This window comes from Lentzea californiensis (assembly GCF_024648825.1).
GTDB classification, from domain to species: domain Bacteria; phylum Actinomycetota; class Actinomycetes; order Mycobacteriales; family Pseudonocardiaceae; genus Lentzea; species Lentzea californiensis.
The window spans coordinates 131,278-150,071 of record NZ_JANBBE010000007.1; the positions used below are offsets into that span (position 1 = coordinate 131,278).

Below are 18,794 nucleotides of genomic sequence, written 5' to 3' on the forward strand. Positions count from 1 at the left end.
GCGTTGCCGGGTCAGCCCTTGCTGGGGCGGCGCTGCGGCCTGGGCGCCGTGACGCCCTCGGCGAGCCTGCGCGTGGTCAGCAGGAACGCGGTGTGCCCGATCATCCGGTGCTCCGGCCGCACGGCGAGGCCGACGACGTGCCACGGGCGGACGAGCGTCTCCCAGGCGTGGGGCTCGGTGAAGCACGTCATCTCCCGCAGCGCCTCGGTGACCACGGAGAGCTGCGTCGTCGTGGCGACGTAGACGACCAGGACGCCGCCGGGGATGAGGTTCTTCGCGACCGAGGGCAGCACCTCCCATGGCGAGAGCATGTCGAGGATGACCCGGTCGACCTCGCCCTCGTGGTTCTTCACATCGTCGACGGTGATCGACCAGTTGCCGGGGCGCTCGCCGAAGAACGTCTCCACGTTGCGGATGGCGTGGACCGCGTGGTCCTCGCGCACCTCGTAGGACTGGACGCTGCCCTTCTCCCCCACCGCACGCAGCAGCGAGCACGACAACGCGCCGGAGCCCGCCCCCGCCTCCAGAACACGCGCGCCCGGGAAGATGTCGCCGTACATGCAGATCTGCGCGGCGTCCTTCGGGTAGATCACCTGCGCGCCACGCGGCATCGACAGCACGTAGTCCGGCAGCAGCGGGCGCAGCGCCAGGAAGGTCGTGCCGCCCACCGACTGCACCACGGACCCCTCGGGCTGCCCGAGGAGCAGGTCGTGCGGGATGGCGCCGCGGTGGGTGTGGTACTCCTTGCCGGGTTCGAGGACAACGGTGTAGTGCCGCCCCTTGGGGTCGGTCAGCTGAACCCGGTCGCCCGGTTGGAACGGTCCACTTGCGCTAATCACCGCGCAATGGTGTCAAACGCCCTTCTCAATGGCCGCACGCAGGTCCTCCCTGTGCAGCACACCGGCCGGACGGCCCTCCAGGTCGACGACGAGGAACTGCCACGCGGCGGTGCCCTGGACGCGCTCGACGATCTCCTCGCCGGGCTCGTCCGCGAGCAGCACGGTCTCGGGCAGGATCGGCTCGGCCGCCTGCTCCGCGGGCGCGAAAGGGCTTGCCGCGGCGAGCTTCTCGGCCAGCGCGGTGTCGAGCAGGCCGGCCGCGACGCCGTCCGCCCGTACCAGCACCACACCCCGCCCGGCCGAGGTGCTCAGCGCGTCCGCGACGGGACTCTCCGCGGGCAGCTGGAGCACCGGGCGGATCAGGTCGGCGAGGGTCAGACCGGCGGGCCAGGTGCGACGGCGTTCGCTGGCGAGCTCACCCCTCGCACCGACGACGACACCCCACGCCGTCAGCACGCACACGCCGAAGCGCAGCCAACGGTCTTCCGCGCCTTCCGCGACTCCGTACAGCGCCCACGCCACGAGTGCGATGGCCACGGCGATACCGCCGACCACGGCGACACGCGTGCCCATCGCCCGTTGCCCGGTGATGGCCCACACACCGGCCCTGACGATCCGGCCACCGTCCAGCGGCAGGCCGGGCAGGAGGTTGAAGAGGGCGACGGCGGCGTTCGCGGCGGCGAGCTGGAAGACCAGCACCCACACGACGCCGTCCTGGGTCATGACCATCGCGCCGAGGCCGAACAGGATCGCCAGCACGACGGACACGGCGGGCCCGGCGCCCGCGACCGCACCCTCGTGGGCCGGTTTGCCGGGTGTGCGCATGATCTCGGTCGAGCCGCCCAGCAGGAACAGGTGCAGCCGCCGGACCGGCAGGCCGAGCCGCAGCGCCACGACGCAGTGGCCGAGTTCGTGCGCGAGCACCGACAACCCGAGGAAGAGCGCGAGCAGCACGGCCATCAGCAACCCGACGCCCGGAGCCGTGCCGGGAGCGAGGTCGTCGACGAACGGGGCGTAGAACGCCACCACGATCGCCGAGCCGATCCACCACGACGGCGCGAGCAACACGGGGATGCCCGCTACCCGGAACAGCAGCAGGCCGCCCACTCGATCACTGATCCGCGCGGCCACGGAAGCACTGTAGAGGGGGTGGTGTGATCTCGCGGTTCGGTGCGATTCGCCCGAGGCGGCTCCGCTTGGTGCGCACGTCTTCGGGACCGGCGCTCACCGGCTTCGAGCGGCCGGTACCCAGGTGGCGCTCCCGGGATTGTCAGACCCCTGTCCTAGGGTGCGAACCATGAGCACCACGTTGCGCAGGCCCGCGCTCTCGCCTTCCCGGGCAGGGGACTTCAAGCAGTGCCCGCTGCTCTACCGGTTCCGCGCGGTCGACCGGCTGCCGGAGAGGCCGACGAAGGCGCAGGTGCGCGGCACGGTGGTGCACGCGGTGCTGGAAGACCTGTTCGCACTGCCCGCGGCCGAGCGGGTGCCCGACCGCGCGCGTTCGATGATCACACCGGCCTGGGAGCGGGTGAAGGCCGAGCGCCCGGAGTTCGCCACGCTGTTCGAGGTCGAGGGCAGCGAGGAGGAGGCGGAGTGGCTGGAATCCGCCACGAAGCTGCTCGACGGCTACTTCGGCCTGGAGGACCCGAGGCGCCTGGAACCGGAGTCGCGCGAGCTGCTGGTGGAGTCCGAGCTGCCGTCCGGCGTGCTGCTGCGCGGCTACATCGACCGGGTGGACGTCGCCCCGACGGGTGAGATCCGCGTCGTGGACTACAAGACCGGCGCCGCGCCCCGCCAGATCGGCGAGGCGAAGGCGTTGTTCCAGATGAAGTTCTACGCCCTGGTGCTGTGGAAGCTGCGCGGCGTCGTCCCCCGCCAGCTGCGCCTGATGTACCTCGCCGACCGCCAGGCCCTCGCCTACACCCCGGACGAGTCCGAGCTCGCCCGCTTCGAGCGCACGCTCGACGCGATCTGGCAGGCCATCATGCGCGCCGCGCCGACGGGCGACTTCCGCCCCAACCCCAGCCGCCTGTGCGACTACTGCGACCACAAGGCCTTCTGCCCGGCGTTCGACGGCACCCCGCCGCCCTACCCGGGCTGGCCGGAGCCGGACGACACCGAGCCCCTCCAGGACCGCGACTGATGCCGGCCTTCTACCTGCCGCTGGGCGGCGACACGTTCCGCTCCACCGACCACACCGTCGGCCCGTGGGGCCCGGACAGCCAGCACCTCGGCCCGCCCTCGGCGTTGCTGGTGCGGTCGCTGCTCGCTCTGGGCAACCCGTCGTCGGCCTTGGCACGCGTCACGTTCGAGGTGCTGGGCCCCGTCCCGGTGGCCGACCTGACGGTGTCCACTTCGGTCGAACGCCCCGGCCGCTCGGTAGAACTGCTGGCGGCCTCCCTGTCCCACGAGGGCCGCACCGTGCTCACGGCGCGAGCGTGGCGCATCGTGACCTCGGACACGGCTTCGGTGGCGGGCGGCGAGGTTCCCGCACTGGCACCACCCGAGTCCGCCGTGCCGATGGAGGTCCCCGACCACTGGGGCGGCGGCTACCTGGCCGCGGTCGAATGGCTTTCCGTGTCCGGCGGCATCTTCACTCCGGGCGACGCCCAGGTGTGGGCCCGCCCGCGCGTGGCCGTGGTGGAGGGTTCCGAGCCGTCACCGGAAGAACTGCTGTTCGCCGTGGTCGACTCGGCGAGCGGCGTCTCGTCCCGTGTGGACATTCGCAAGTGGTACGCCATCAACACCGACCTGACCGTCCACCTGCACCGCCGCCCCGTCGGCGAGTGGGTCGGCATGGACGCGCGGACGACCATCGGGCCGGACGGCGTCGGGCTCGCGACCAGCGTGGTGCACGACGTGGCCGGGCCGGTGGGCACGACGGCGCAGGCGCTGTTCGTCCGCGAACGCTGATACCTCACAGGACACGCCTCAGTCGCAACCTCACCGGCAACCCCACTGATCGCGACGGCCCGCGATCACAGTCCCCTCCCGGGCGCTACCGCCGCACGCGTGCGGACAGCGAGGGTGGAAGCGGGGACCACCTCGGAGTCGTGTGGACGGGTTCCTTCGCCGTCGCGACGGCCTGCTGGATCATCGCCGTGCTCTACCCGGTCGCGTGCGGTGCGCCGGCCAGGCAGGGCCTGCCGTGCCGCAACACCTCGAACGGCGTGCTGTTCGGCTGAGCCGGGAAGGGCGTAGCGTCAGCGGGACTGTGAAGAGGTTCGCGAACCGGCAGGAAGCGGGCCGCGCCCTCGCCGCGCGACTCGCGGACCTCCCCTGGCACGACCCGCTGGTCCTGGGCCTGCCCAGAGGCGGCGTCCCGGTGGCCAAGGAAGTAGCCAGGCACCTCAACGCCGAACTGGACGTGGTGGTGGCGCGCAAGATCGGCGCCCCGGGCCACCCCGAGTACGGCGTAGGCGCCGTCACCGCGGACAGCGAGCCCATCTACGACCCGGGAGTGCTCAGAGCCCTGCACCTCACCGAGGAGCAACTGGGCCGCGCCTGCGACGAGGAACGAGCCGAAGCCCGAAGGCGCACGACCCTCTACCGCGGCGACAAACCGCTCACCGTCGAGGACCGCGACGTCATCCTCGTGGACGACGGCCTGGCCACCGGCGTCACGGCCAGAGCAGCGCTCCACTGGATCGCCAGACGCGAACCCAGGAGCGTCACCCTGGCGGTTCCGGTAGCCGCGAGGGACTCCCTCAAGACGTTCAGGACGAGAGTGATCGCCGTCCTCACGCCGAAGCACTTCCAGGCCGTGAGCCGCTGGTACGAGAGCTTCGATCAGACCACGGACGAAGAGGTGCTCAAGGCGCTCTCGTAGTGCGACACGACCGGGAACGGCGAGTAGAAGCGGTGCAGCAGCTCAGACCACCGCGCGTACGAAGGCCCCTGCCGGAAGCCCACCGTGTGCGACTCGACCGTGTCCCAGCGCACGAGCAGCAGGTAGCGCGACGGCGTGTCCAGGCACCGCAGCAGTTCGAGGCCGCGGAAGCCCGGCGAGGCGGAGATCAGCTCCCGCGCCTCGCCGAACGCCCACTCGAACTCCTCGGCCGAACCCGGCAGCACGTCCAGCAGGGCGTGCTCCGTGATCACAGCCGGCAGAACCTGATGTCCGAGGCCAGCACGGCCTTGGCACCGATGGCGGCCAGCTCGTCCATCACCTTGTTCGCCTCCTTGCGCGACACCATCGCCCGCACGGCCGACCACTCCGGGTTGGCCAGCGGCGCGACGGTCGGTGACTCCAGGCCCGGGGTCAGCGCGATCGCGGCGTCGAGGAGCGAACGCGGGCAGTCGTAGTCGAGCATCAGGTACTGCTGCGCGAACACGACGCCCTGCAGGCGAGCTGTCAGCTGCTTCTTGGCCGCGGTGACCTCGGAGCCGTTGCGGTGGATCAGGATCGCCTCGGACTCGCAGATCGGGTCGCCGAACGGCACCAGGTCGTGCTGCTTGAGAGTCCGGCCCGAGCCCACGACGTCGGCGATCAGGTCGGCCACGCCCAGCTGGATCGAGATCTCCACGGCGCCGTCGAGACGGATCACCTGCGCGGTGATGCCACGGGCCTTGAGGTCGCGGCCCACGAGCTTCGGGTACGCGGTGGCCAGGCGCTTGCCTTCGAGGTCGGAGACCTTCCAGTCCGTGCCGCGAGGCCCGGCGTAGCGGAAGGTCGACGAGCCGAAGCCCAGCGCCAGCAGCTCCTCGACGGAGGAGCCGTTGTCGTCGGCGCCCGAGTCGGCGGCCAGGTCGCGGCCGGTGATGCCGAGGTCGAGGTCGCCGGACGCCACGTAGATCGCGATGTCCTTGGGACGCAGGAAGAAGAACTCGACCTCGTTGTTGTTGTCGAGCACGGTCAGGTCACGCGGCTCGTGCCGCTGCCGGTAACCGGCCTCGGTGAGCATGGCGGAGGCGCGTTCAGCGAGCGCGCCCTTGTTCGGGACTGCTACGCGCAGCATGTGAAAGTCTTCCGTCAGAGGTACTTGTAGACGTCTTCGAGCGTGAGGCCACGGCCCAGCATGAGCACCTGGAGGCGGTAGAGCAGCTGCGAGATCTCCTCGGAGAGCTTCTCGTCGGACTCGTACTCGGCGGCGATCCAGACTTCGCCCGCCTCCTCCAGGACCTTCTTCCCCTGCGCATGGACCCCGGCCTCGAGCGCAGCGACGGTGCCGGATCCCTCCGGCTTGGTGGCGGCTCGTTCGGTCAGTTCGGCGAACAGGGAATCGAAGGTCTTCACGGCACGACATCCTCCCATCCCGGCGGCCCCAGTCCACACCGCGGTGGCATCTGTCCCAGGCGATGGACTTGACTTTCTCCTCACCCGCGGGCGAGGAGCCCCGTCCGACTCATGTCGAACACCATCAGGCGCGCCTCACGACACGGGGTTCCTGCTTCACAGCTGACAGCGGAAGGGCGAACCCTCGCCGTCTCACATCAGCTCCACAGGCATCGCCCGAGACTTGCCGGGCTACGGCTCGACCAGCCGCAAGGATGTTCTTCGCCGCGTTGAGGTCCCGGTCGTGCCGGGTGCGACAGTTCGGACACGTCCAGTGTCGAACGGACAGACTGAGCTCAGCCAGCAGATGTCCGCAGGCTGAACACGTTTTGGTGCTGGGACACCAGCGATCGACGATCAGGAGCGTCCGTCCGGCGCGATGCGCCTTGTACTGCAGGATCGCCCGGAACTCGCCCCACGCCACGTCGCTGATCGCGCGGGCCATCCGCCGGTTCCGAACCATGTTCGCAACCGCGAGATCCTCAATCGCGATGACATCAGCATCTCGGACGAGGCGAGTACTGGTGCGATGCAGGAAATCGCGGCGAGCGTTGCAGACCTTGCGGTGCGCGGCAGCAACTCTTCGCTTGGCTTTGACGCGGTTGTTGGAGCCACGTTGTGCACGAGCCAGACGCCGCTGGTAGCGGGCGAGGTTGTGCACCTTGCGTTCCAGATGCCGAGGATTGGCGATCCGTTGGCCGTCGCTCGTGACGATGAAGTCCTTCACGCCGAGATCCAGACCGACGGCGTGGCCGGTAGCAGGCAGCGGCACAGGGTCGCTGGTGTCGATTGTGAACGTGACGTACCAGCGGTGGTCAGGCTCTCGCGCGACGACGACCATGCTCGGCTCGAGCGTGGCCAGATTCACCTGATCGAACGACCACACGAAGTGCATCGGCCCCGTGGTCTTGGCCAGGTGGAGCCGACCTTCGCGCATGCGGAAGGCCGAACGGGTGAAGTGCGCCGACTGCCGGCCCGTCCGCGACTTGAAGCGCGGGAACCGCGCGTGTCCGGCGAAGAAGTTCCGGTACGCGGTGTACTGGTGACGCAGCGTCTGCTGCAGAGGCACACAGGACACTTCGGACAAGAAGGCCAGGTCGTCGGTGCGCTTCCAGGCGGTGAGAGTGGCGTCGGTCTCCCGGTACGAGGTGGTCTTGCCCTCGGTGCGGTAACGATGCGACCGCTCCGCAAGAGTCTTGTTCCACACCAGTCGCACGCACCCGAAAGTACGGTTCAGCATCGCGATCTGGTCTGGGTCCGGATAGGCCCGGCATCGGTAGGCCGTCCTCACGATCTCAAGCTAGCCGACCGGCCTGCCCCGTGATCGGGCCTTCTGTGCCCGGCGAAGCGATTCCACTCGGTAGCGTGAACTTCGTGTCTGAGTTCGCCGAGGTACTCGAAGCGCTGCGCCGCGTGCGCGGGATCAACCCGTTCTTCGCCCTCGACGTGGGCAGGCCCGACGATTCCTGGCAGCCGGGAACGGCGCTCCTGGAGGGCCCGGCGCTCAAGACCACGATCGACGCCATCGCCGACCGGTACAAAGCCGACGAACCACGCGTGGCGGCGAGCCTGTTCTTCCTCAGCTACACGGCACGGCTGCTCAGCCCGCTCACGGCCGCGAACATCCCCATCGACGTCCGTCCGGAGAACCTGTGGTGGCAGTACCACCCCGCGAACGGCCTGAGCGTCCGCATCGACCAGCCGCGACTGGGCCCAGGGGCCGCGGAGGCGCTCGAACCGGTGGTGGAAGCGATTCAGCAGGTCACGCCGGTGGCGCGCGGATTGTTGTGGGGCAACGCGATGTCGAACATCGCGGGCGCGCTGAAAATGGTTGTGCGCGCACGCATGCTCACCGAGGAGGAAGCGGAAGAACGGGGCGAACGGCTCATGAGCGCGCCGCCGTTCGAGCAGGCAGGAGAATTCCTGAGTTTTCCCGGCGAGGTCACTTTCCGGCGCAGGAGCTGTTGTCTCTACTACCGCGTCGCCGCAGGTGGGAAGTGTGGTGACTGTCCACTCGTGAAGTGAGCAACGCAACAACTCTTATGGCCGGTTGTGCTTAACGGGCCGATCAACTTACGGTGCACGCGCCGCAGTGACGGGAAGCCGGTGAGAATCCGGCGCGGTCCTCGCCACTGTGACCGGGAAGCGATCCCCGCCGAGCACGTCACTGGTCCCCGCCGGGACTGGGAAGACGCGGGGGCAGCGTTGATCCGGGAGTCAGGAGACCGGCTGCGGCGCCGCAAGGAGAGTTGACCTTCCACGAGGTATGGAGGAGCCCGTCATGACGAGCCCCGCAGCAAGCCTGTCCGCCGTCCGCGTGCCCAAATGGGCCTTCGCCGTCTCAGTGCTCGGCCTGATCGTCACCTACCTGGTCCTGCAGGAGAACGGCCTCGCGCTCGGCGCGAGTTCCGGGTTGCTGCACGAGTTCTTCCACGACGGCCGCCACGCCCTCGGCGTCCCCTGCCACTGATCAGACCCACCGGTCGAGCAGATGACGACGTACAAGTCCCTTGCGCTGCGCGGAGTCGCGGCCGGCGGCATCGCCGGTGTCGCGTCCGCGCTGGTGCAGCTCCTGGTGACCGAGATCCCGATTCGTGCCGCGCTCGCGGTCGAAGAGGCACGGGCACCCGCCGGTGAGGAAGCCGGCCACTCGCACGGCGGCGAAGAAGAGCTCGTCAGCCGTGGCGCCCAGGTCGTGGGCGGCATGCTCGGCGTGGTGATCGTCGGCATCGCGGTGGGCCTGGTGTTCGCCACGGCCTACGCGCTGTCGAAGCGCTGGTTCACCGGCAGCACGCCGTTCAGCCGCAGCTTCGCGTTCGGTGCCGCGGTGTTCGGTGCCGTGGCGCTGCTGCCGTGGCTCAAGTACCCAGCCAACCCGCCTGGCGTGGGCGACCCGGAGACGGTGAACTACCGGACCGCGCTCTACCTCGGTGTGGTGGTGGCCGGTCTGGTGATCGTGTGGGGCGCCAGCTGGCTCGCCGAGCAGCTGCGCGCGCAGTCGCAGCCGGTGCGGACGACGGCCGTGCTCCTCGCGGTGGCCGCGGCCACCGCGGTGGTGCTGCTGGCGTTCCCCGCGCCGCCGGACACGATCCCCGCGGACATGCCCGTGAACGTGCTGTGGCAGTTCCGCCTCAGCTCGCTCGCCCAGCTCGCCACGCTCTACGTCGGCATCGGCGTGGTGTTCGGCCTGTTGATCGACCCGGCCACGCGCAGGGTCAAGGCCTCCGAGAAGGCCGCAGTCGCGTGACGGTGTGGGGTGGCCGCGAGGCCACCCCACACCGTCGTCGGCCGGTGGGTTCCGCCCAGCGACACCCACTACAGCTCGTAACGTCGGCAGTGCCGGTGCGGCATCATGGCGCCATGACGGAGAACGGTCTTCAGCCGTGGGAACGCATCCAAGACTGGTTGCACGTCAACGCATCCCGCACTTTCGACCAGATCACCGCCGGATCCGGCGCAACGGGCTTCTGAAGTCTCGCCGCGGCGGAAAATCTGATTCCGACGCGATACACCCCGTTGTCCTCGGAGGACTCCCAGCGAGAGCAAACCCGGAAGCGGACCGAACTCGAAACAGAGGCGGAACCGGCGGGCACGACGTCGGGGATCTTCCTCGGCGAATTCGTTCCCATCGCCGCGGACGGCATGGGTGACTACCTGCTCGTCGACGAACGGCCGGGGCCGGAGTCCGGGTGCGTCCGCGAGTGGGACGTGGACGAGGGCAGCCGGCTGCCTTCCCTGTGGCCGAGTCTGGACGCGATGCTCACCGACATCGCGCACTCACTCGACACCGGCGAACCGGCTCTCCACTGGCACGCGGACGCCGCCAGGGCCAAGTTCTTCTTGGTCTCCGTCTACGTGCCCGAAGTGCACGACGCCAGGCTGAGCTGGCAGCGGTCGCGGACCTAGAGGGCCTTCAGCACCTCGACGTCCACGCCCACGAGCGAGTCGCGGAAGATCCGCCGCTCCCCCGCCTCGACCTCGACGTCGCACGGCACGACCAGCACGGTGCACCCGGCGGCGACGGCCGCGGCCACCCCGGTCGGCGAGTCCTCGATCGCGACGCACCGGGCCGCGTCCACGCCCAGCAGGCGGGCCGCCTTCAGGTACGGCTCGGGCAGCGGCTTGTTCAGCCCGTCCACCTCGTCGCCGCACACGGTCACGTCGAACAGGTCCCGCCCGATCGTGTCCAGCGCGACCTCGGTCAGCGAGCGCTCGGTCGACGTCACCAACGCCATCGGCACGCCCGACTCGCGCACGGCCCGCAGCGCCTCCTGGGCCCCCGGACGCCACGGCAGGCCGGTGCGGAACACCTCTTCGGTGCGGCGTGAGATCCACGCGGCGCCGTCGGCCATGTCGGCCTCGGTGGGTTCGATGCCGACGTCGGCGAACAGCAGGCGCATGGTGGTGGGCACGTTGCTGCCGACCATGCGCTCACGGGTCTCCAGTGACAGGACGCCGCCAAGCTTCTCCGCGTACTCGTAGAGCGGGATGTCCCACAGCTTCTCGGAGTCCAGCAGCGTGCCGTCCATGTCCCACAGGACAGCCTGCAAGTCAGACATTGAAGTACTTCGCCTCCGGGTGGTGCGCCACGAAGGCGTCGGTGGACTGTTCCGGGTGTAGCTGGAGTTCCTCGGACAGCGAGACCCCGATGCGCGACGGCTCCAGGAGCTCGACGATGCGGGCGCGGTCTTCCATCTCGGGGCAGGCGCCGTAGCCGAACGAGTAACGCGCGCCGCGGTAGCCGAGTTTGAAGTACTCCTCGACGTCGGCCGGGTCTTCGGCGGCGACGGTGCCGCCCGCCGGCCAGACGAGCTCCTCGCGGACCCGCTTGTGCCAGTACTCGGCCAGCGCCTCGGTGAGCTGGACCCCCAGTCCGTGGACTTCCAGGTACTCACGATACGCGTTCTTGGCGAACAGCTCGTTCGCGTAGTCGGCGATCGGCTGGCCCATCGTGACGAGGTGGAACGCGATCACGTCGACCTCGCCGGCGTCGCGAGGACGCCAGAAGTCCGCCAGGCAGAGGCGGCGATTCCTTTTCTGGCGCGGAAAGGTGAACCGGAAGCGTTCAGCGGACCCGATGGAGGGCTCCTCCAGGATGACCAGGTCCTCACCGTCGGAGACGCACGGGAAGTAGCCGTAGACGACCGCGGCGTGGGCAAGAACACCTTCCGTGGCAAGGCGTTCCATCCAGTAGCGCAGGCGTGGGCGGCCTTCGGTCTCGACCAGTTCCTCGTAGGTCGGGCCGCCGCCGCGCGTGCCCTTGAGGCCCCACTGCCCCATGAACGTCGCGCGCTCGTCCAGCAAAGCGCCGTACTCCGCGACCGGGATGCCCTTCACGACCCGGCTGCCCCAGAACGGCGGCACGGGGATCGGGTTGCCGGCCGCCACGTCGGAGCGGCCGGACACGACTTCTTCTTCTCCCGCAACGGCTTTGCGGGCCGCCGCGATGCGCAGCGACCGTTCGCGACGGGCCTTGCGCTCCAGGACCTTCGCCTGGGCCTCGGAATCCACCAGCGGGGTCTCGCCGCGCTTGGCCGCCATGATCGCGTCCATCAGCCGCAGGCCCTCGAAGGCGTCACGGGCGTAGCGGACGTCGCCGAAGTACATCTCCGTCAGGTCGTTCTCGACGTACGCACGCGTCAACGCCGCGCCGCCCAGCAGCACCGGCCATCGCGCGGCGACACCCCGGGAGTTCATCTCCTCGAGGTTCTCCTTCATGATCACGGTCGACTTGACCAGCAGGCCGGACATGCCGATCGCGTCCGCGCGGTGTTCCTCCGCGGCCTCCAGGATCGTGTTGATCGGCTGCTTGATGCCGATGTTCACGACCTCGTAGCCGTTGTTGGACAGGATGATGTCGACGAGGTTCTTGCCGATGTCGTGGACGTCGCCCTTCACGGTGGCGAGCACGATCCGGCCCTTGCCGCCGGCAGCGTCGTCCTCGGACCGTTCCATGTGGGGTTCGAGGTGCGCGACGGCGGTCTTCATGACCTCCGCGGACTGCAGCACGAACGGCAGCTGCATCTGGCCGGAGCCGAAGAGTTCGCCGACGGTCTTCATGCCGGCGAGCAACGTGTCGTTGATGATCTGCAACGCCGGGCGCTCGTCCAGAGCAAGGTCCAGATCGGCTTCCAGGCCGTTGCGCTCGCCGTCGACTATGCGGCGCTGCAGGCGTTCGAACAACGGCAGCGCGGCCAGTTCCTGAGCCCGCGTGGCGGAGTTCGACTTCGTGGTGACGCCCTCGAACAGTTCCATGAGCTTCTGCAGCGGGTCGTAGCCCTCGCGGCGGCGGTCGTAGACGAGGTCGAGGGCCACCGCGCGCTGCTCGTCGGGGATGCGGGCCATAGGCACGATCTTGGACGCGTGCACGATCGCGGTGTCGAGGCCCGCCTGCACGCATTCGTGCAGGAACACGGAGTTCAGCACCTGGCGCGCGGCGGGGTTGAGTCCGAAGGAGACGTTCGACAGGCCCAGAGTCGTTTGCACGTCCGGATGACGGCGCTTGAGCTCGCGGATCGCCTCGATCGTCTCGACGGCGTCGCGGCGCACCTCCTCCTGGCCGGTGGAGATCGGGAAGGTCAGGCAGTCGACGATGATGTCGTCGACCCGCATGCCCCAGTTCGTCGTGAGGTCCTCGATCAGCCGGGTCGCGACGCGGACCTTCCACTCGGCCGTGCGGGCCTGGCCCTCCTCGTCGATGCACAGCGCCACGACCGCCGCGCCGTGCTCGGAGACGAGCCGCATGATCTTCTGGAACCGGGAGTCCGGGCCGTCGCCGTCCTCGTAGTTGACCGAGTTGACGGCGCTGCGGCCGCCGAGGCACTCCAGACCGGCCTGCAGCACGCCCGGTTCGGTGGAGTCGAGCACGATCGGCAACGTCGACGCGGTGGCCAGCCGCGAGGCCAGCGCACGCATGTCCGCCTCGCCGTCGCGGCCCACGTAGTCGATGCAGAGGTCGATCAGGTGGGCACCCTCGCGCGTCTGGTCGCGCGCGATCTCGATGCAGTCCTCCCACTTCTCCGCGAGCATCGCCTCGCGGAACGCCTTGGAGCCGTTGGCGTTCGTGCGCTCGCCGATCATCAGCACCGAAGCGTCCTGTGTGAACGGGACGGCCTGGTACAGGGACGACACACCCGGTTCCGGGCGCGGCCGGCGCGTCGACGGACCGAGGTCGCGCACCGCGTCGGCCACCTGGCGCAGGTGCTCGGACGTCGTGCCGCAGCAGCCACCGACGAGCCGGGCACCGAACTCGCGGACGAACCCCGCCAGCGCCTGGGCCAGTTCCTCCGGCGACAACGGGTAGACCGCGCCGTGCGGCCCCAGTTCGGGGAGTCCGGCGTTCGGCATCACCGACAACGGGATGCGCGCGTGCTTCGAGAGCGTGCGCAGGTGCTCGCTCATCTCGGCGGGACCGGTGGCGCAGTTCAGGCCGATCAGGTCGATTCCCAGCGGTTCCAGCGCGGCGCCGATCTCCGAGCCGAGCAGCATCGTGCCGGTCGTCTCCACGGTCACCTGGGCGATGATCGGCACGAACCGGCCCTCGGCCGTCATCGCGCGTTTGGCGCCGACGACGGACGCCTTGGTCTGCAGCAGGTCCTGCGAGGTCTCGACGATGATCGCGTCCACCCCGCCGACGAGCAGACCCTTGCACTGCTCCTGGTAGGCGTCGCGCAACGTCGCATAAGGAGCGTGGCCGAGCGTCGGCAGCTTGGTGCCGGGACCGACGGAGCCGAGCACGAACCGGGGCTGCCCGGACGTGGCGAACTCGTCCGCCACCTCGCGTGCCAGTGCGGCACCTCGCTCGGACAGGTGGAAGATCTGGTCCGGAATGTCGTACTCGGCGAGGTTCGCGAGGTTCGCACCGAAAGTGTTCGTTTCCACGGCGTCGCAGCCGACCTCGAGATAGCCGCGGTGCACCGCCTTGACGACGTCCGGGCGGGTGACGTTCAGGATCTCGTTGCAGCCCTCGAGACCGTTGAAGTCGTCGAGGGAGAGGTCAACGGCCTGAAGCATCGTGCCCATGGCCCCGTCAGCGACGACGACACGGTTCACCAGCGCTTCCAGCAACGGCGACTCTCCGCGATCACGCATGGGCCAAGCCTACGATGAGTTGACTGGCGGAACCCGTAGTCTGGCGCCGTGAACGATCCGTCCCAGGAATCCCCGACCCCCTCGAACCCGCGCATCCCGCTCACGGCTCCGATCATGGTCTGTGCGTTCGAAGGCTGGAACGACGCCGGCGACGCCGCCAGCACCGCGATCGAGCACCTCCAACTCACCTGGGACGCCACCCCGCTCGCCGAGATCGACCCGGACGACTACTACGACTTCCAGGTGACGCGCCCCAGCGTCCGCCTGGTGGACGGCGTCACCCGCAGGGTCGACTGGCCGACGACACGACTGTCGGTGTGCAGGCCCCCCGGCTCGGACGTGGACGTCATCCTCGTGCACGGCATCGAGCCGAACATGCGGTGGCGCAAGTTCGCCGCCGAGCTGCTGGGCCACATCGACGCCCTCGGGGTGACGACGGTGGTGACGCTGGGCGCACTGCTGATGGACACGCCCCACACGCGCCCGGTCCCGGTCACCGGCACCGCCTACGACGCGGACGCCGCCGAGAAGTTCGGCCTGGAGCACTCGAAGTACGAGGGCCCGACCGGCATCGTCGGCGTGTTCCAGGACGCGTGCGTGCAGGCGGGCATCCCGGCCATCTCGTTCTGGGCCGCCGTGCCGCACTACGTCTCGCAGCCTCCCTCCCCCAAGGCCACGCTGGCCCTGCTGCACCGGGTCGAGGAGGTGCTCGACATCGAGGTCCCGCTCGGCGCCCTGCCGGAGCAGGCCGAGGAGTGGGAGCGCACGGTCTCCGAGATGGCCGACGAGGACGAGGACGTGCGCAACTACGTGCGCGCCCTGGAAGAGCGCGGCGACGCGGAGCTGCAGATCACCGAGGCGTCGGGTGACGACATCGCCGCGGAGTTCGAGCGCTACCTGCGCCGCCGCGGCCGTGGTCCGGGCTGGCCGTCGCCCGGTCCGCGCTGACAGGAACTTAGCGACAACAACCACTTTTGGGCGCTCTCCGCCGCTCACCGCAATAGGGTGAGCGGCGGAGGTGTCCGTGGGACGGTTGGCACGCGCCGGGTTGTACGCGGGTGCGGTGATCGGGCCGTTCGGCGGCGCCGTGACCACCTCGATCCTGCCCGAGATCGGCGACAGCTTCGGGCGGTCGGCGGGCAACGCCGCCTCGACGCTCACCTACTACCTCGTGCCGTTCGCGGTGCTGATGCTGGCTTCCGGCACGCTCGCGCAGCGCTGGGGTCCACAACGGACCATCCGGATCGCCTACGTCGCCTACGCGCTGACGTCCGTGCTGGCCGCCTGCTCCTGGAGCTTCGAGGTGCTGCTGGCCTCCCGCGCGTTGCAGGGCGCGGCGAACTCGTTCACGACGCCGGTGCTGCTGGCGGTGATCGCCGCCTCGACGCCCAGGGAGAAGCTCGGCCGGGCGCTGGGGTTGTTCGGCTCGATGCAGGCGGCCGGGCAGACGTCCGCGCCGCTCGTCGGCGGGCTCACCGCCGAGGTCGACTGGCGGCTGGCGTTCGTGGTCATCGCGGTGGTCGCCGTCGCGCTGGCGGTCCTGGGCGTGCCGCAGACGGAGGCCGAACCGGAGCGCGACGCGAGTCTGCGCAGCGCGTTCGTGCCGAGCACGCTGCGGCCCGCGCTCATCGCGTTCGTCTGCTGGGGGTGCCTCGGCGGGTTGTCGTTCCTCGTGGCGTTCCGGCTGGACGACGTGTTCGGCCTCAGCGCGGGCGAACGCGGCCTGCTGCTCACCGGCTTCGGCATCGTCGGGTTCCTGACCGCGCGGCAGATCGGCAAGGCCATCGACAGGTTCGGTGCCGCCACCACGGTCGTCGTCGGCGCGACGCTGGGCGCGGGGCTCGTCGCGGCGGTGGGCACGACGCCGGTCGCGGCGGTCGCGGTCATCGCGTGGGCGCTGACCGGAGCCGCCGCGCAGGGCGTGCTGGTGAGTCTCAACGCGCTGGTGCTGCAGAACGGCAGCGCCAACAGGGGCGGCAGCGTCAGCGTCGTGCAGTCACTGCGCTTCATGGGCGCCGCCGCGGCCCCGCTGGCGTTCGTCCCGCTCTACCAGTCACATCCGCTGACGGCCTTCCTCGTCCCGGCGGCGTTGCTGGTGACCGTGCCCGCGATCGTCACGTGGACAGGTCGCGCCGGCGGAACCCGGCGAACCCCGCCGCCAGGAGCAGCACCGCCACCACTGTGAGCCAGGCGAGCGGCCCGAAGGTGATGTCCGGGTACTTCGGGACGTGCGTGAACGGCGAGAGGTCGATCATCCACTGGTCGAGCTGCAGCGCGGGGCCGAGCAGCGTGAGGACCAGCGCCACCGACACCACCGCCCAACTCACGCCCGTGAGCTGCGGGAACAGTCCGAACAGGACCAGCGCCACGCCCGCGATCACCCACGCGGCCGGGAGCTGGGCCAGTGCCGCGCCGAGCATCTGCGGCAGGACGGCGCCCAGGTCCCTCGTCTGCGTCCCGTAGACGAGGCCCAGGCCCAGACCGGCCGCCGCCAGCACGACCGCACCGCCCACCAGGGCGAACACCGCGTGCGAGGCCACCCAGCCCCAGCGCGAGACCGGCGTGGCGAGGATCGGCTCCGCGCGGAACGACGTCTCCTCCGACCGCAGCCGCAGGACCGCCTGCACGAGGTAGATCGACGAGATCAGCCCGAGGAGCTGGGTGACGGTCGCGAAGAACGCGTCGACCATCGCGTCGGCCCCGCCGATCTTGCTGACGATCTGGCCGAGCGCCGGGTTGTCCTGCACCATCTGCCCGACGGCCTGCGCGACGCTGCCGTAGATCACCCCCACCGCGAACAGCGCGACGGACCAGCCGATCAGCGAGCCCTTCTGCAGCCGCCACGCCAGCCCGAACGGGCTGCCGATCGTGCCGTGCGGCGGGCCGAGCCGGGCGGCCAGCAGACCGAGCCCCACGTCGCGGCGGGTCACGATGTACGCGGACACGCCCGTCAGCAGGACGAACGCCGCGAGCGGGAGCAGCAGCACCCAGAACCTGTTGTCGCCGAACGACCGCACGTGCTCGGTCCAGCCGATCGGCGAGAACCAGGTCAGCCACTGCGGCCCCGACTCCCCCGCCGCGTCGCCCGCCGCACGCAGCAGGTAGGTGACACCGAGGAACCCGCCCGCGATCGCGTTGGACACGCGCGAGTTCTCGGAGAGCTGCGCGGTGCACGCGCTGACGGCGGTGAACACCAGTCCGACGCTCGCCGTGGAGAGGCCGAACGCGAACGCGCCGGCCGGGGCCAGGTCCTTGCCGATCAGCGCCAGCGCCTGCAACAGCCCGATCAGCAGGCTCGTGCCGCCGGCGACGATCACCGCGGCGGCGAGCGGCGCGTGCCGTCCGACGACCGTGGCGGCGATGAGCTCGGTGCGGCCCGCCTCTTCTTCCGCGCGCGTGTGCCGGGTGACGACCAGCATGGCCATGATCGCGACGAACAGGCCGGAGAAGACGCCCCAGCGCCACACCACCAGGCCGCCCAGCGACGACCAGTCGTGCAGCGGGCCGAGCATCGCGAGGAAGGCGGAGTTCGCGTTCGCGGTGACGCCGAGCAGCGCCCGCGACTCGGCCGTTGCGTACAGCTCCTCCAGCGCGGTCGTCGTCGAGTAGGTGACGCCGACCAGGAACAGGACCCAGACCGGCAGCAGGATCCGGTCGCGGCGCAGCGCCAGCCGCACGAGGTGCCCGGTGCCGATCACTTCGCGTCCTCGTAGTGGCGCAGGAACAGCTCTTCCAGAGTGGGCGGCTGGGAGGTCAGCGTGCGCACGCCCGTCGCCACGAGCTGCTTGAGCACCGGATCGAGCTCGTCCGAGTCGACCTCGAACCTGACCCGGTTGCCCTCGGCGACCAGGTCGTGCACGCCGGCCAGGTCCGCGAGACCGTTGGGCGGGCCCGCGAGCTCGGCGGAGATCGACGTGCGGGTGAGGTGCCGCAGGTCGGCGAGCGTGCCGGTCTCCACGATGTGGCCGCCCCGGATGATGCTGACCCGGTCGCACAGGGCCTCGACCTCGGCGAGGATGTGGCTGGAGAGCAGCACGGTGCGGCCGCGGGAGCGTTCGTCGTTGATGCAGTCCTGGAAGACGGCCTCCATCAGCGGGTCGAGGCCCGAGGTCGGCTCGTCGAGGATCAGCAGCTCGACGTCGCTCGACAGGGCGGCGACCAGCGCGACCTTCTGCCGGTTGCCCTTGGAGTAGGTGCGGCCCTTCTTGCGCGGGTCCAGTTCGAAGCGCTCCAGGAGCTCGGCGCGGCGGGCCTTGTTCAGGCCGCCGCGGAGCCGTCCGAGCAGGTCGATGACCTCGCCACCGGTCAGGTTGGGCCAGAGGTTGACGTCGCCGGGGACGTAGGCGAGGCGGCGGTGCAGGGCCGCGGTGTCCTTCCACGGGTCGCCGCCGAGCAGCCGCGCGGTGCCGGAGTCGGCACGCAGCAGGCCGAGGAGGACCCGGATCGCCGTCGACTTGCCGGCGCCGTTCGGGCCCAGGAAGCCGTGCACCTCGCCGGTGTGGACGTCCAGGTTCAGGTCGTCCAGCGCGCGCGTCGGGCCGAAGGTCTTCACCAGGCCCGACACGGATATCGCAGATGTCATGGCGGGT

General features: G+C 69.9%; 20 protein-coding genes and 1 riboswitch. Of the genes, 10 read left to right on the forward strand and 10 right to left on the reverse strand.

Going from position 1 to position 18,794, the window contains the following annotated elements; genetic code table 11:
* Nucleotides 1–11: 11 nt before the first annotated feature.
* Nucleotides 12–839, reverse strand: coding sequence for a tRNA (adenine-N1)-methyltransferase (locus tag LX88_RS25035; protein WP_090005877.1), 828 nt, complete (start codon nt 837–839; stop codon nt 12–14).
* Nucleotides 840–851: 12 nt separating this feature from the next.
* Nucleotides 852–1,970, reverse strand: a complete 1,119-nt coding sequence (locus LX88_RS25040; RefSeq protein WP_258950259.1) for a site-2 protease family protein — start codon at nt 1,968–1,970, stop codon at nt 852–854.
* A 166-nt stretch (nt 1,971–2,136) separates the two neighbouring features.
* Between LX88_RS25040 and LX88_RS25045 the strand changes: the two genes are divergently transcribed.
* The 4 genes from LX88_RS25045 to LX88_RS25060 all read left to right on the forward strand — a co-directional run bounded on the left by LX88_RS25045 (nt 2,137) and on the right by LX88_RS25060 (nt 4,668).
* On the forward strand, nt 2,137–2,982 hold the full coding sequence (locus LX88_RS25045; protein WP_258950260.1) for a RecB family exonuclease: 846 nt from the start codon (nt 2,137–2,139) through the stop codon (nt 2,980–2,982).
* On the forward strand, nt 2,982–3,752 hold the full coding sequence (locus tag LX88_RS25050) for a thioesterase family protein (protein ID WP_258950261.1): 771 nt from the start codon (nt 2,982–2,984) through the stop codon (nt 3,750–3,752). Before LX88_RS25045 ends, LX88_RS25050 begins: the two co-directional genes overlap by 1 nt.
* Before the next feature lie 140 nt (nt 3,753–3,892).
* Nucleotides 3,893–4,024 (forward strand): hypothetical protein, encoded by a 132-nt coding sequence (locus tag LX88_RS25055; protein WP_258950262.1) that lies wholly within the window; start codon nt 3,893–3,895, stop codon nt 4,022–4,024.
* Between the two features lie 29 nt (nt 4,025–4,053).
* Nucleotides 4,054–4,668, forward strand: coding sequence for a phosphoribosyltransferase (locus tag LX88_RS25060; protein WP_258950263.1), 615 nt, complete (start codon nt 4,054–4,056; stop codon nt 4,666–4,668).
* Here LX88_RS25060 and LX88_RS25065 read toward each other — a convergent pair.
* The 4 genes from LX88_RS25065 to LX88_RS25080 all read right to left on the reverse strand — a co-directional run bounded on the left by LX88_RS25065 (nt 4,629) and on the right by LX88_RS25080 (nt 7,405).
* Complete coding sequence (locus LX88_RS25065; protein ID WP_258950264.1) at nt 4,629–4,940, reverse strand: antibiotic biosynthesis monooxygenase family protein; 312 nt, start codon at nt 4,938–4,940, stop codon at nt 4,629–4,631. The genes LX88_RS25060 and LX88_RS25065 overlap by 40 nt on opposite strands.
* Nucleotides 4,937–5,797 carry an ATP phosphoribosyltransferase gene (gene hisG / locus LX88_RS25070; RefSeq protein WP_258950265.1) on the reverse strand — a complete coding sequence of 287 codons (861 nt, stop codon included), beginning with the start codon at nt 5,795–5,797 and terminating at the stop codon, nt 4,937–4,939. Before hisG ends, LX88_RS25065 begins: the two co-directional genes overlap by 4 nt.
* A gap of 14 nt (nt 5,798–5,811) precedes the next feature.
* Nucleotides 5,812–6,075 carry a phosphoribosyl-ATP diphosphatase gene (locus LX88_RS25075; RefSeq protein ID WP_089912086.1) on the reverse strand — a complete coding sequence of 88 codons (264 nt, stop codon included), beginning with the start codon at nt 6,073–6,075 and terminating at the stop codon, nt 5,812–5,814.
* 124 nt (nt 6,076–6,199) lie between these two features.
* Nucleotides 6,200–7,405 carry an RNA-guided endonuclease InsQ/TnpB family protein gene (locus LX88_RS25080; RefSeq protein WP_258950266.1) on the reverse strand — a complete coding sequence of 402 codons (1,206 nt, stop codon included), beginning with the start codon at nt 7,403–7,405 and terminating at the stop codon, nt 6,200–6,202.
* Between the two features lie 83 nt (nt 7,406–7,488).
* Here LX88_RS25080 and LX88_RS25085 point away from each other — a divergent pair, with 83 nt between their 5' ends.
* The 4 genes from LX88_RS25085 (at nt 7,489) to LX88_RS25100 (ending at nt 10,020) form a co-directional block, all read left to right on the forward strand.
* Nucleotides 7,489–8,139, forward strand: coding sequence for a (2Fe-2S)-binding protein (locus LX88_RS25085; protein ID WP_258950267.1), 651 nt, complete (start codon nt 7,489–7,491; stop codon nt 8,137–8,139).
* A gap of 48 nt (nt 8,140–8,187) precedes the next feature.
* A riboswitch (cobalamin riboswitch) is annotated at nt 8,188–8,362 on the forward strand.
* A 33-nt stretch (nt 8,363–8,395) separates the two neighbouring features.
* Nucleotides 8,396–8,584 carry a CbtB domain-containing protein gene (locus tag LX88_RS25090; RefSeq protein ID WP_090070489.1) on the forward strand — a complete coding sequence of 63 codons (189 nt, stop codon included), beginning with the start codon at nt 8,396–8,398 and terminating at the stop codon, nt 8,582–8,584.
* Between the two features lie 21 nt (nt 8,585–8,605).
* Nucleotides 8,606–9,361, forward strand: coding sequence for a CbtA family protein (locus LX88_RS25095; RefSeq protein WP_258950268.1), 756 nt, complete (start codon nt 8,606–8,608; stop codon nt 9,359–9,361).
* Nucleotides 9,362–9,630: 269 nt separating this feature from the next.
* Entirely contained in the window at nt 9,631–10,020 is a 390-nt protein-coding gene (locus tag LX88_RS25100; RefSeq protein WP_258950269.1) for an SMI1/KNR4 family protein, read from the forward strand.
* Here LX88_RS25100 and LX88_RS25105 read toward each other — a convergent pair.
* Together LX88_RS25105 and metH are read right to left on the reverse strand one after the other, a co-directional pair.
* On the reverse strand, nt 10,017–10,673 hold the full coding sequence (locus LX88_RS25105) for an HAD family hydrolase (protein ID WP_258950270.1): 657 nt from the start codon (nt 10,671–10,673) through the stop codon (nt 10,017–10,019). The two genes, LX88_RS25100 and LX88_RS25105, sit on opposite strands and share 4 nt — an antisense overlap.
* On the reverse strand, nt 10,666–14,205 hold the full coding sequence (metH, locus tag LX88_RS25110; protein ID WP_258950271.1) for a methionine synthase: 3,540 nt from the start codon (nt 14,203–14,205) through the stop codon (nt 10,666–10,668). Before metH ends, LX88_RS25105 begins: the two co-directional genes overlap by 8 nt.
* Before the next feature lie 48 nt (nt 14,206–14,253).
* On the opposite strand from metH, the gene LX88_RS25115 reads away from it, so the two are divergent.
* Together LX88_RS25115 and LX88_RS25120 are read left to right on the forward strand one after the other, a co-directional pair.
* Complete coding sequence (locus LX88_RS25115; protein ID WP_308203458.1) at nt 14,254–15,153, forward strand: PAC2 family protein; 900 nt, start codon at nt 14,254–14,256, stop codon at nt 15,151–15,153.
* Between the two features lie 76 nt (nt 15,154–15,229).
* Complete coding sequence (locus LX88_RS25120) at nt 15,230–16,390, forward strand: MFS transporter (RefSeq protein ID WP_258950272.1); 1,161 nt, start codon at nt 15,230–15,232, stop codon at nt 16,388–16,390.
* On the opposite strand, the gene LX88_RS25125 is transcribed toward LX88_RS25120, so the two are convergent.
* Together LX88_RS25125 and LX88_RS25130 are read right to left on the reverse strand one after the other, a co-directional pair.
* Nucleotides 16,320–17,903: an ABC transporter permease gene (locus LX88_RS25125; RefSeq protein WP_258950273.1), complete on the reverse strand. Its 1,584-nt coding sequence runs from the start codon at nt 17,901–17,903 to the stop codon at nt 16,320–16,322. The genes LX88_RS25120 and LX88_RS25125 overlap by 71 nt on opposite strands.
* A complete protein-coding gene (locus tag LX88_RS25130) occupies nt 17,900–18,787 on the reverse strand; it encodes an ABC transporter ATP-binding protein (protein ID WP_258950274.1) in 888 nt (295 codons plus the stop codon). The genes LX88_RS25125 and LX88_RS25130 overlap by 4 nt, the downstream gene beginning before the upstream one ends.
* Nucleotides 18,788–18,794: the final 7 nt, after the last annotated feature.

Coding starts and splice junctions, on each gene's coding strand:
- hisG (WP_258950265.1), bottom strand. CDS start 5,797: ATGCTGCGCGTAGCAGTCCCGAACAAGGGCGCGCTCGCTGAACGCGCC.
- LX88_RS25130 (WP_258950274.1), bottom strand. CDS start 18,787: ATGACATCTGCGATATCCGTGTCGGGCCTGGTGAAGACCTTCGGCCCG.
- LX88_RS25095 (WP_258950268.1), top strand. CDS start 8,606: ATGACGACGTACAAGTCCCTTGCGCTGCGCGGAGTCGCGGCCGGCGGC.
- LX88_RS25090 (WP_090070489.1), top strand. CDS start 8,396: ATGACGAGCCCCGCAGCAAGCCTGTCCGCCGTCCGCGTGCCCAAATGG.
- LX88_RS25045 (WP_258950260.1), top strand. CDS start 2,137: ATGAGCACCACGTTGCGCAGGCCCGCGCTCTCGCCTTCCCGGGCAGGG.
- LX88_RS25105 (WP_258950270.1), bottom strand. CDS start 10,673: ATGTCTGACTTGCAGGCTGTCCTGTGGGACATGGACGGCACGCTGCTG.
- LX88_RS25050 (WP_258950261.1), top strand. CDS start 2,982: ATGCCGGCCTTCTACCTGCCGCTGGGCGGCGACACGTTCCGCTCCACC.
- metH (WP_258950271.1), bottom strand. CDS start 14,205: ATGCGTGATCGCGGAGAGTCGCCGTTGCTGGAAGCGCTGGTGAACCGT.